The sequence below is a fragment of the Streptomyces sp. NPDC001480 genome (assembly GCF_042894725.1).
Classification (GTDB): domain Bacteria; phylum Actinomycetota; class Actinomycetes; order Streptomycetales; family Streptomycetaceae; genus Streptomyces.
Window position 1 is genome coordinate 388,432 of sequence record NZ_JBIAVX010000010.1, and the last position, 12,016, is coordinate 400,447.

Annotated in this window: 8 protein-coding genes; 4 read left to right on the forward strand and 4 right to left on the reverse strand. The window is 70.2% G+C overall.

The window, feature by feature from the left end; genetic code table 11:
* Nucleotides 1-12: 12 nt before the first annotated feature.
* The 3 genes from ACFY01_RS26605 to ACFY01_RS26615 all read right to left on the reverse strand — a co-directional run bounded on the left by ACFY01_RS26605 (nt 13) and on the right by ACFY01_RS26615 (nt 3,348).
* Nucleotides 13-975: a carbohydrate ABC transporter permease gene (locus tag ACFY01_RS26605; RefSeq protein WP_390738241.1), complete on the reverse strand. Its 963-nt coding sequence runs from the start codon at nt 973-975 to the stop codon at nt 13-15.
* Nucleotides 975-2,261: an ABC transporter substrate-binding protein gene (locus ACFY01_RS26610; protein ID WP_390738257.1), complete on the reverse strand. Its 1,287-nt coding sequence runs from the start codon at nt 2,259-2,261 to the stop codon at nt 975-977. Before ACFY01_RS26610 ends, ACFY01_RS26605 begins: the two co-directional genes overlap by 1 nt.
* A 67-nt stretch (nt 2,262-2,328) precedes the next feature.
* Entirely contained in the window at nt 2,329-3,348 is a 1,020-nt protein-coding gene (locus tag ACFY01_RS26615; protein ID WP_390738242.1) for a carbohydrate kinase family protein, read from the reverse strand.
* A gap of 136 nt (nt 3,349-3,484) precedes the next feature.
* On the opposite strand from ACFY01_RS26615, the gene ACFY01_RS26620 reads away from it, so the two are divergent.
* From ACFY01_RS26620 to ACFY01_RS26635, 4 genes are all read left to right on the forward strand, one after another.
* Nucleotides 3,485-4,249: a DeoR/GlpR family DNA-binding transcription regulator gene (locus ACFY01_RS26620; RefSeq protein WP_390738258.1), complete on the forward strand. Its 765-nt coding sequence runs from the start codon at nt 3,485-3,487 to the stop codon at nt 4,247-4,249.
* Nucleotides 4,246-5,583: a 6-phospho-beta-glucosidase gene (locus ACFY01_RS26625; RefSeq protein WP_390738243.1), complete on the forward strand. Its 1,338-nt coding sequence runs from the start codon at nt 4,246-4,248 to the stop codon at nt 5,581-5,583. Before ACFY01_RS26620 ends, ACFY01_RS26625 begins: the two co-directional genes overlap by 4 nt.
* A gap of 97 nt (nt 5,584-5,680) precedes the next feature.
* A complete protein-coding gene (locus ACFY01_RS26630; protein WP_390738244.1) occupies nt 5,681-8,746 on the forward strand; it encodes an alpha-mannosidase in 3,066 nt (1,021 codons plus the stop codon).
* Nucleotides 8,747-8,749: 3 nt separating this feature from the next.
* Nucleotides 8,750-10,000, forward strand: coding sequence for an alpha-L-fucosidase (locus ACFY01_RS26635; protein WP_390738245.1), 1,251 nt, complete (start codon nt 8,750-8,752; stop codon nt 9,998-10,000).
* Nucleotides 10,001-10,049: 49 nt separating this feature from the next.
* Here ACFY01_RS26635 and ACFY01_RS26640 read toward each other — a convergent pair whose 3' ends face one another.
* A complete protein-coding gene (locus ACFY01_RS26640) occupies nt 10,050-11,738 on the reverse strand; it encodes a carbohydrate binding domain-containing protein (RefSeq protein ID WP_390738246.1) in 1,689 nt (562 codons plus the stop codon).
* Nucleotides 11,739-12,016 lie beyond the last annotated feature (278 nt).

Below are 12,016 nucleotides of genomic sequence, written 5' to 3' on the forward strand. Positions count from 1 at the left end.
GTGACGGCCCCCCTAGTCTTCGCCCCGGCGCTGCACCAGGCGCCAGTTGATGATCGAGAAGAGGATGACGACGAGGAAGATGCCCCAGGCCACGGCGGCGCCGTAACCGAAGTCGTTGTTGTCGAAGGTCTGCTGGAAGAAGTAGAGGACCATCGTCCGGCCCGCGTGACCCGGACCGCCCGAGAACGTCGAGTCGTTGGAGGTGTTCTGGAGCAGCACCTGCGGTTCGGAGAAGCTCTGCAGGCCGGTGACGGTCGAGACGACGAGCACGAACAGCAGCGTCGGGCGCAGCAGCGGCAGGGTCACCCGGAGGAACGTCTGCACGGGCCCGGCGCCGTCCATGCGGGCGGCCTCGTACAGTTCACCGGGGATCGTCTGGAGTCCGGCGAGGAAGATGATCGCGTTGTAGCCGGTCCACTGCCAGGTCATCAGCGTCGCGATGGCGATCTTGATGCCCCACGGTGTGTTCAGCCAGGCCACCTGGTCCAGGCCGACCGCCTGGAGAAGAGCGTTGACCAGGCCGAAGTTGGTGGAGAAGACCGAGCCGAAGATGATCGCGATCGCCACGACGGAGGTGACGTTCGGCAGGAAGTAGGCGATGCGGTAGAGGTTCTTGAAGCGGACCGCCGAGTTGAGCATGACGGCGGTGACCATCGCCAGGGCGATCATGGGGAAGGTGGCCAGCGCCCAGATGACGATCGTGTTCCCGATCGACTGCCAGAAGTCGCTGTCGCTCAGCAGGTACTGGTACTGCCCCAGGCCCGCCCACTCCATCGGGCCGAGCCCGTCCCAGCGGTGGAAGGACAGGTAGAGCGAGAAGCCGACGGGGATCAGGCCGAAGGCGAGGAAGAGGAGGTAGAAGGGCGAGATCGCGGCGTAGAGGTGCCAGTACTTGCGCAGGCCCTTCCGGGGCCGTGCGGCGGCCGGTGCCGTCGGTACCATCGGGGGCTTGTCCAGCGCGGGGGCGGTGGCCATCAGTAGCTCACCCCCAGGTGCTTCGCGATGCGCCGGCACTTGCTCATGGCGTCACTCCAGGCCTTGTCGGGGTCCTTGCCGAGGACACCGACGTTCTTGATCTCGTCCTTGATCGGCTGTCCGAGCGCGATGTCGTACGGGCTGTTGTAGGCGATCGCGATCTTCTGCGCGGCGGGTCCGAAGACGTCCGTGGTGATCTGGCCGCCGAAGAAGGGGTCCGGTTCGCGCAGTTGCTTCAGGCCGTACGAGGCGGGGGTGGAGGGGAAGAGGCCCGCGTCGACGTAACCCTGGGCCTGGTTGGCCGCGTTGAGCATCCAGGCGATGATCTCGAAGGCCCGCTCGGGCTCCCGGCACGCCTTGGTGATCGCCAGGAAGGAGCCGCCGTTGTTGGCGGGCCGCACGGGCATGTCGGCGACCCGCCACCTGCCCTTGGTCTTCGGCACGCCGTTCTTCAGGTCGTAGGTCGCCCAGGAGGCGCCGAGCTGGCTGGGCAGTTTGCCGTCCTCGACGGCCGAGAGCTGGTCCGGGGTGCCTGTGACCAGGTTCGAGACGAGCCCCCGCCGCTTGGCCTGAACGGCGAGCGCCCAGGCGTGGCGCACGTGTTCCTGGTCGCCGATGAAGTGGCGGTCCTTGTCGACGTACCGCTTGGCGCCCTGCTGCACCGCGTTCTCGAACACGCTGTTGACGTCGGTCAGCAGGGAGGCCCCGGGTATCCGCTTCCTGAGCCGCTCCCCGGCGGCGAAGAACTTCTCCCAGGTGTCCAGCTCCTTCGACACGTCCGCGGGCTCGCACGGCAGCCCCGCCTTGCGGAACACCTCGTACTGGTAGAGGTGCGCGACCGGGCCGCAGTCGATGGGGAAGCCGATCACCGCGCCGTCGTCGGCGATGCCCTGTTCCCACTTCCACGGCAGGTACTGGCTCTTGTACTTGTCGGCGCCCAGGGTTCGCAGGTCCACGAACTGGTCGGCGTTGGGCAGGTAGGACGCCATGTCCTCGCCCTTGAGGCCCGCGATGTCGGGGATGTGGGCCTGGCCGGCCATGGTGGTGATCAGCTTGGAGCGGTAGTAGCCGCCGATCTTGATCGCGTTCAGGGCGACCGTGCTGTCGTAGCGGGACTTGGCCCGCTTCACGACCGTTTCGCCGAGGCCGCCGTCCCAGTACCACAGGACCATGTTCCGGCCGGTCGAACCGGTCGGGACGGCGCAGCCGGACGCCAGGCCGCCGAGGGCCGTGGCGGCCGTGCCGGCCAGGCCGGCGCGCAACAGGCCTCTTCGTGAGAGCCGCACAGCTCCCACCGCCTTTCGGGATCTCCTCGCGAGGCCGCGGACGCGCGACCTCGCGGATGTACGGGGGTCAGTGCTGCGGTGCGGGAGGGGTGACCGGGGCGTACCTGACGGGAGGGCCGGGGTCGGCCGGCAGGCGGTCCGCGAGGAAGCCGTACGCCTGGCGCAGCCCGGGGTCGGTCAGCGAGCGCCACCAGCGGTCGACGCCGTACCAGCCGGGGGCTGCCGGGGCGCCGCCGTGGTGCTGGACGGACAGCCCGGCGGCCAGGACGGCGAACCGCAGCCGCTCCTGAAGCGGCCAGCCGCCGAGGGAGGCCGCGACGAAACTCGCGCCGAAGACGTCGCCGGCGCCCGTCGCGTCGAGGACGTCGACGTCGAGGGCGGGGACCTGCGCGTACTCGCCGGTCGTCTGGTCGACGGCCAGCGCGCCGTCGCCGCCCCGGGTGACCACGGCCACCGGCACCAGCTCGGCGAGCGTGCCGAGGGCGGCGGCCGCGCTGTCGGTGCGGGTGTATGCCATCGCCTCGGTCTCGTTGGGGAGGAAGGCGTGGCACAGGGCGAGCTGCTCGAGGAGGTCGGTGGACCACTGTTGGGTGGGGTCCCAGCCGACGTCGGCGTAGATCCGGGTGCCGTTCGCGGCGGCCTTGGCGAGCCACTCGCGCGGTTCGGCCTCGATGTGCACGAGGGCCGTGCGTGCCTCGGGAGGGTCGCCCATCAGCGCGTCCTGCGAGAAGGGGGGCTCCTGGCCGTGGGTGACGAGCGCCCGGTCCTGGCCCTGGGCGAGGCAGACGGTGACCGGGGTGGGCCAGTCGTCGGCGACGCGGGAGAGGGAGAGGTCGACGCCCTCCTGGCCGGCGAGGATCTCCTGGCAGTGGGCGCCGTAGAAGTCGTCCCCGAAGACCGTGGCCAGCGAGGTGCGCAGGCCGAACCGGGCGGCCGCCACCGCGAGATTGGCGATGCCGCCGGGACCGCAGCCCATCCCGGTGGTCCAGATCTCCTCGCCGGCTGTCGGCGGCTTGCCCAGTCCGGTGAGGACGAGGTCGTAGAAGAGCAGCCCGGTCAGCAGCACATCGGGCCGGTCGTCGTCCACGGAAGCGTCCTCTCGTCGGCTCGTCAGAACTCGTCAAATTCAATGCCCGGAATCGTGCGCTGCTCCGCGAGTTTGGTCAATACCCGAGCAGAACTGAGCATAGAAATGATTGAAGATGACGAGTAGTGTTCACGGCGTGCTGGCAGAACGACGACACCAACTCATCCTGCGGGCCCTGCGCTCCGGCGGCCCCGCGGCCGTGACCGATCTCTCCGAGCAGCTCGGTGTGAGCCCGGCCACGATCAGGCGCGACCTGGTCAAACTCGAGGAAGACGGCCTGCTCACCCGGGTGCACGGCGGCGCGGTCGCCGAGGAGGGCGACCAGCCCTTCGCCGAGGTCGCCGAGGTCCGGGTGCCGGAGAAGGACGCGCTGGCGGCGCGTGCGGCGGCGATGGTCAAGGACGGTCAGTCGGTGCTGCTCGACATCGGCACCACCGCCTACCGCCTGGCCCGCCAGCTGCACGGCCGCCGCCTCACCGTGATCACCAGCAACCTGGTGGTGTACGAGGAACTCGCCGACGACGAGGGCATCGAGCTGGTGCTGCTCGGCGGCATGGTCCGCCGCGAGTACCGCTCCCTGGTCGGTTTCCTCACCGAGGACAACCTGCGCCAGCTGCACGCCGACTGGCTCTTCCTCGGCACCAGCGGTGTACGCCCCGGCGGGCAGGTGATGGACACGACGGTCGTCGAGGTGCCGGTGAAGCGGGCCATGATCAAAGCGAGCGGCAAAGTCGTCCTGCTCGCCGACTCGGCCAAGTTCCCGGGTACGGGGATGGCGAAGGTCTGCGGTCCCGAGGACCTGGACGTGGTGGTGACGAACGCGCCGGTCGACCCGGTGACCCGCTCCTCGCTGGAGGAGGCGGGCGTCGAGGTGGTCCTGGCAGGAAAGGTGCAAGCGTGAAGCTGACGATTCTGGGCGGCGGCGGGTTCCGTGTGCCGCTCGTGTACGGCGCGCTGCTGTCGGACCGCGCCGAGGGCCGGGTCACCCGGGTCGTGCTGCACGATCTGGACCCCGGCCGGCTGTCGGCGGTGACCCGGGTGCTGGCCGAGCAGGCGGCGGGGGTCCCCGACGCGCCCACGGTGACGGCGACGACCGACCTGGACGAGGCGCTGCGCGGCGCCGACTTCGTGTTCTCCGCGATCCGGGTCGGCGGCCTGGAGGGACGGGCGAACGACGAGCGGGTGGCGCTCGCGGAGGGGGTGCTCGGGCAGGAGACGGTCGGCGCGGGCGGGATCGCATACGGTCTACGAACAGTGCCTACAGTCGTCGACATCGCGCGACGCGTCGCCCGCCTCGCCCCGGACGCCTGGGTCATCAACTTCACCAACCCGGCCGGCCTGGTCACCGAGGCGATGTCCCGGCACCTCGGCGACCGTGTCATCGGCATCTGCGACTCCCCGGTGGGCCTCGGCCGCCGGATCGCCCGCGTGCTCGGCGCGGACCCCAAGGAGGCGTGGATCGACTACGTCGGTCTCAACCACCTCGGCTGGGTCCGCGGGCTGCGCGTCGCCGGCCGCGACGAACTTCCGCGCCTGCTCGCCGATGCCGGCCTGCTCGGCTCCTTCGAGGAGGGCAAGCTCTTCGGTGTCGACTGGCTCCAGTCGCTCGGCGCCGTCCCGAACGAATACCTGCACTACTACTACTTCAACCGCGAGGCCGTACGCGCCTATCAGGAGGCCGACAAGACCCGCGGCGCCTTCCTGCGCGACCAGCAGGACCGCTTCTACCAGGAGATGAAGGACCCCGCGGCGGCGGCCCTGAAGACCTGGGACCGCACCCGCGCCGAACGCGAGGCCACCTACATGGCCGAGAACCGGGAGACGGCGGGCGCCGGTGAGCGCGACGCCGACGACCTCTCCGGCGGCTACGAGAAGGTGGCCCTCGCCCTCATGCGGGCCATCGCCCGCGACGAACGCACCACCTTGATCCTCAACGTCCGCAACCGCGGCACCCTGTCGGTGCTCGACGCCGAGGCCGTCATCGAGGTCCCCTGCCTGGTCGACGCCAACGGTGCCCACCCGGTCTCCGTCGACCCGCTGCCCGACCACGCCACCGGGCTGGTCTGCGCGGTCAAGGCCGTCGAGCGGGAAGTGCTCGCCGCCGCCGAGTCCGGCTCCCGCACGACCGCCGTGAAGGCCTTCGCGCTGCACCCGCTCGTCGACTCCGTGAATGTGGCCCGCAGGCTCGTCGAGGGCTACACCCAGGTGCATCCCGGCCTGGGCTACCTCAAGTAGTCTCTCGGTCGGAAAGCGCTTTCCTTCCCTGGCTCTCCCGCCTGGCTCCTCCGCCTGGTTCTTCCCTCCCAGCCCGCTCCCTCCCAGGAGATCCCTCATGCACGACGAACGCCGCCGGATCGAGGAGCGCGTAGAACGCCTCCACAACCAGCGCATCAAGCCCGCGGTCTACGCGGTCACCGTTCCCCTCGCCGTCGAGGCCTGGCAGGCGCCGGGGGAGCCGGTCCCGTTCGAGGAGGCCGCGGCCGCCCCCTACAAGCCCTTCGCGATGGGCACCCCGTGGGGGCCGCCCTGGGGAACGACCTGGTTCCGGATGCGCGGGCAGGTGCCGGCCGAGTGGGCCGGCCGGCGTGTCGAGGCGGTCATCGACCTGGGCTTCGTGGGCGACTGGCCGGGCAACCAGGCCGAGGCCCTGGTCCACCTCACCGACGGCAAGCCGCTGAAGGCGGTCAACCCGCTCAACCAGTACGTGCCGATCGCCAACCCGGCGGCGGGCGGCGAGAGCATCGACTACCTGGTCGAGGCCGCCTCCAACCCCGACATCCTCGCGAACGACTTCGCGGCTCCGACGCCGCTCGGCGATGTGCTGACAGCAGGCGACCGTCCACTGTATACATTCCGCCGCGCCGACCTCGCCGTCCTGGACGAGGAGGTCTGGCACCTCGACCTCGACATCCAGGTGCTGCGCGAGCTGATGCTGGAGCTCGGCGAACACGACCCGCGCCGGCACGAGATCATGCACGCGCTGGACCGCTCCCTCGACCTGCTGGACCTCGACGACATCGCGGGCTCCGCGGCGGATGTGCGCGCGGTGCTCCAGCCGGTGCTGGCCAAGCCCGCCCACGCCAGCGCGCACGTGATCTCCGGCGTCGGCCACGCGCACATCGACTCGGCGTGGCTGTGGCCGATCCGCGAGACCAAGCGCAAGACCTCCCGCACCTTCTCCAACGTCACGTCCCTCGCCGACGAGTACGAGGAGTTCGTCTTCGCCTGCTCCCAGGCCCAGCAGTACGAGTGGGTGCGCGACAACTACCCGCACGTGTGGGCCCGGATCCAGGAGTCGGTGAAGAAGGGCCAGTGGGCGCCGGTCGGAGGCATGTGGGTGGAGGCCGACGGCAACCTCCCCGGCGGCGAGGCCATCGCCCGCCAGCTGATCCACGGCAAGCGGTTCTTCATCGAGCACTTCGGCATCGAGACCAAGGGCGTCTGGCTGCCGGACTCCTTCGGCTACACCGCCGCCTACCCGCAGCTCGCCAAGCTCGCGGGCAACGACTGGTTCCTGACCCAGAAGATCTCCTGGAACCAGACCAACAAGTTCCCCCACCACACCTTCTGGTGGGAGGGCATCGACGGCACCCGCATCTTCACCCACTTCCCGCCGGTCGACACCTACAACGCCCGCTTCAGCGGCGAGGAGATGTCCCGCGCCGTGCGCAACTACTCCGAGAAGGGCGGCGCCACCCGGTCCCTCGCCCCGTTCGGCTGGGGCGACGGCGGCGGCGGACCCACCCGCGAGATCATGGAGCGGGCACGGCGGCTGAAGAACCTGGAGGGCTCCCCGAGGGTCGAGGTCGAACACCCCGACGCGTTCTTCGCCAAGGCCCGCGAGGAGTACCCGGACGCCCCGGTGTGGGTCGGCGAGCTGTACCTGGAGCTGCACCGGGCCACGTACACCTCGCAGGCCCGCACCAAGCAGGGCAACCGGCGCAGTGAACACCGGCTGCGCGAGGCCGAGTTGTGGGCGACGACGGCCGCGCTGCACGCCCCGGGCTACGCCTACCCGTACGAGAGGCTGGACCGGCTGTGGAAGACGGTGCTGCTGCACCAGTTCCACGACATCCTCCCGGGATCGTCGATCGCCTGGGTGCACCGCGAGGCCGAGGCCGAGTACGCGCGGGTGGCGGCCGAGCTGGAGGAGCTGACGAGTGAGGCCGTGGCCGCGCTGGGCGGCGACGGGACCCGTGTGTTCAACACCAGCCCGTTCGACCGGGCGGAGGTCGTCCGTACCGCCGACGGTGCGCCGGCGTACACCGAGGTGCCGGCGAGCGGCAGCGCGCCCCTCGGGGTCGCCGGGCCGCCGCGGCCGGTGACGGTGAGCGGCCGGGTCCTGGACAACGGCCTGGTCCGGGTGGAGGTGGCGGAGGACGGCACGCTGTCGTCTGTATACGATCTTCGTATGCAGCGCGAGGTCCTCGCCGACCGCGGCAACCTCCTCCGCCTCCACACCGACCTCCCCAACTACTGGGACGCCTGGGACATCGACAAGCACTACAAGAACCGCTACACCGACCTGCTGGAACCGGACTCCGTGACGGTCGTCGAGGAGGACCCGCTGCTCGGCGCGATCCGCGTGGAGCGCAGCTTCGGCAAGGGCTCGAAGATCACCCAGACGGTCACCCTGCGCGCCGGCAGCCCCCGCATCGACTTCGAGACCGACATCGACTGGCACGAGGCCGAGAAGATCCTCAAGGCGGGCTTCCCCGTGGACATCCGGGCCCCGCACTCCAGCGCGGAGATCCAGTTCGGTCACGTCCAGCGGCCCACCCACACCAACACCAGCTGGGAGGCCGCCCGCTTCGAGGTCTCCGGCCACCGCTGGGTGCACATCGGCGAGCCCGGCTACGGCGTCGCGGTCATCAACGACTCCACCTACGGTCACGACGTCTCCCGCACCGTCCGTGAGGACGGCGGCACGACGACCACGGTCCGCCTCAGCCTGGTCCGCGCCCCGCGCGTCCCCGACCCGGGCGCCGACCAGGGCCGCCACCGCTTCACCTACTCCCTGCTGCCCGGCGCGAGCATCGCCGACGCGGTCGCCGAGGGCTACGCCCTCAACCTCCCCCTGCGCGTGGCCGATCCGGCGGGCGCGTCCGGGCCGGCGCCCGAGCCGGTCGTCTCCGTGGACGGCGAGGGTGTCACCGTCGAGGCGGTCAAGCTCGCCGACGACGCCTCGGGCGATGTCGTGGTCCGCCTGTACGAGTCCCGCGGCGGCCGTGCCCAGGGCGTGCTGCGTACCGGCTTCCCGCTCGCGCGCGCCCAGGTGACCGACCTGCTGGAGCGGCCGCTGGCGGACGCGGAGCGGGACGCCGACGGCGCGGTGACCGTCGCCCTGCGGCCCTTCCAGATCCTGACCCTGCGCCTGGGCCGGGCCGAGGGGAGCTGACCGGTGTCCATGCAACCCTGGTTCACCGACGCCAAGTTGGGGATCTTCGTCCACTGGGGCATCTACGCCGTCGACGGCGTCCAGGAGTCGTGGTCCTTCTACGACGACATCGTGCCGTACGACCGGTACATGTCCCAGCTGGACCGGTTCACCGGTGCCCACTACGACCCGCGCGCCTGGGCGGACCTGTTCGCCCGTGCGGGCGCCCGGTACGCCGTCCTCACCAGCCGGCACCACGACGGTGTCGCCCTGTGGGACACCGCATACGGCGACCTCGACCTGGGCCGCGATTACATCTCGGGCTATGCCGACGCCCTGCGCGAGCAGGGACTGAAGGTCGGTCTGTACTACTCGCACTCCGACTGGAGCCACCCCGACTACGCCACCACCCGCAAGCCGGGCCGCCCCGCGGAGATGGAGGACAACCGGTACTCCGAGTGCTCGGCCGAGGACGAGGACCTCGATGCCTGGGAACGGTTCATCGCCTACCGCGACGGCCAGGTCCGCGAACTCGCCTCCCGCTACCGGCCGGACCTGATGTGGTTCGACGGCGAGTGGGACCGCAGCGAGGAGCAGTGGCGCATCAAGGAACTCGCCGCGCTCGTCCGCTCCTACGTCCCCCATGTCGTCTTCAACGCCCGCATGCTCAGCGAGGGCGACTACGCCACCCCCGAGCAGGGCGCCCCCATCGTGCCGCCGGACGGACCCTGGGAGCTGTGCCTGACGATCAACGACTCGTGGGGGTACCAGCACCACGACCACAACCACAAGTCGCTCGCGCAGCTGATCCGGTACTTCGCCGAGACCATCGGCGGGGGCGGCAACCTGCTGCTCGACGTCGGCCCGATGGAGGACGGCACCATCCCGCAGCCGCAGGTCGAGCGGCTCGAAGGCCTGGGGGAGTGGATCCGCAGGCACGCCGACGCCGTGTACGGGACGGTGCGCGGGCTGCCCGCCGGGCACCACTACGGGCCCAGTACCCTCTCCGCCGACCGCCGCACCCTTTATCTGACCCTGTTCGACGCGCCGCGCGCCGAGATCGGCGTCCGGGGGCTTGCCACGCCGGTCCGCAGGGTGACCGTGCTCGGCACCGGCACCGAGCTCGGTCACCGGGTCGTCGGCGGGCTGCACGAGGCCGTCGGTGTGCTGTGGATCGACCCGCCCGCCGCGTGCGACCTCGATCCTTACGCCACCGTGCTCGCCGTCGAACTGGACGGCGAACTGGAGCTGTACCGGGGGTCGGGCCGGTTCTGACGCGCCGCGGCGGCCGGTCCTCGTGGGACCGGCCGCCCCAGCGGGATGCTCAGCCGGTGAAGCCGGCCGTGATGGAGCTGAACTGCCAGTTGTTCTGGCTGATGCCGGAGCAGTTGCTCACCACGCCGCCGCCCGCGCACGGCCGGTCGCGGTTGACCGACCAGAAGGCGAGGCGGGCGATGTGGTGGGAGTTCGCCCAGTCCCGGATCTGGGTCCAGATGGCCGGGGTGGTGTTCTCCTGCTGGTCGGACAGGCCGTTCATGCCGGAGATGCCGATGTGGGAGTAGGCGGTGGCGTCGTCCCACCCGAAGGTCGACTTCAGCTTGGTCTTCAGGCCCTCGGCGGCGTTGACGGTGTTGCCGTACATGTCGGAGCCGCCGCCGAAGTCGAACGGCATGATCGTGAAGACGTCGATGTTCGCGCCGAGCGACTGGGCCTGCTCGATGAGCCGGTTGCCGTAGTAGGTCGGGCCGGTGGTCGACGTGCCGAAGGTGACGATCGTCTTCAGGCCGGGGTTGTTGGCCTTGACGGTCTTCAGCGCGGTGAGGATCTTCGCCTGCACGGCCTCGTTCTCGAACTCGTCCGAGTTCTCGATGTCCATGTCGATCGCCTTCAGGGAGTAGGCGTCGATCACCTTCTGGAGGGCCGCGGAAAGAGCGCTCGCGGAGGAGCAGTTGGCGCCGAGCTTGCTGCCCTGCCAGCCGCCGAACGACGGGACGATGTCACCGCCGGCGGAGCGGATGGCGTTGATGGCGCTCTGGTCGGTACCGCCGGTGAGCGGCCGGCTGCCGTCCCAGGCGGGGTTGCAGCCGCCGGAGTCCAGTACGAAGGCCATCGTGAACCACTTGATGCCGGTCGCGCTCATCACCGTGCTCGGGCTCGGGGGATCGCCCCAGCCCTCGTACAGGTAGGGCGCGGCCTGCTTGAAGCCGGTGCCGCCGCCGCTGCCCGCGTCGGTCGTGACGGACACGGAGTTGGATGCCCCGGAGGTGTTCCCGGCGGCGTCCCGTGCCTTCACGGTGAAGGTGTACGACGTGCTCGGCGAGAGCCCGCTGACCGTGGCGGAGGTGCCGGACACGCTGAGGACCTGGCTCGAGCCGCTGTAGATGTCGTACGCGGTCACGCCCACGTTGTCCGAGGAGGCGTTCCACTTCAGCGACACGCTCGAGGAGGTCTTGCCGGTGGAACTCAGCCCGGTGGGAGTGGTCGGGGCCTGGGTGTCCGAGCCGCCGCCCCCGCCGCCGGGCCCGTCCAGGCTGATGTCGTCGGCGTAGTAGGTGCCCTGCGCGTACCAGCCGTGGACGTAGATCGTGGCGCTGGTCTGGGAGGCGCCGGTGGTGAAGGACACCGACAGTTGACTGTAGGCGGACGGGGACGTCGTCCAGGTGGAGGCGCCGCCGTTCACGCCGAGGTAGACGTAACTGCCGCGCACCCAGCCGCTGAGGCTGTACGTCGTGTTCGGCTGGACGGAGACGGTCTGGCTGCACTGGGCGTTGTCGCTCGAACTGACCGCTCCGGCGAGGGCCTTGGAGCCGCCGTGCACGGGGGAGGAGACGACCGAGCCGAGGTTTGAGGTGCAGGTCCAGGGGGAGAGGCCGCCCGATTCGAAGCCGGGGTTGGTGAGGATGTTGGCGGCGTGGGCGGTGCCGGGGAGGGCGATGGCCCCGGCGAGGGCCAGGGCCGCGGAGCCGAGCAGGGCGAGGAGTCGGCGTCTGGAACGCCGGGGTGTGTTGCGCACGCGATCTCCCTGGAGTGGTGGGGGTGTTCGGGAGTGCACGAAGGTGTGCGGGGGAGTGCGGGGAGTAACGGAAAGCGGTGCGCAACCAAGTTGGTATGGACCAATCAAGGTGTCAAGGGGCTACGCCATGATTGGTCCAGACCGGTGGGAGTGATCCGGGGACCGCGTGCGGCAGGGCCTAGGTGTGCTGTCCCGGGACGTTGGTGACACGCGGGCTGGGTGCTTGAACGGGTGAGGGCCTTCTGGGTTCGGTGTGGATTGCGAAGTCTGCACCGATG

Coding starts and splice junctions, on each gene's coding strand:
- ACFY01_RS26605 (WP_390738241.1), bottom strand. CDS start 975: ATGGCCACCGCCCCCGCGCTGGACAAGCCCCCGATGGTACCGACGGCA.
- ACFY01_RS26630 (WP_390738244.1), top strand. CDS start 5,681: ATGCACGACGAACGCCGCCGGATCGAGGAGCGCGTAGAACGCCTCCAC.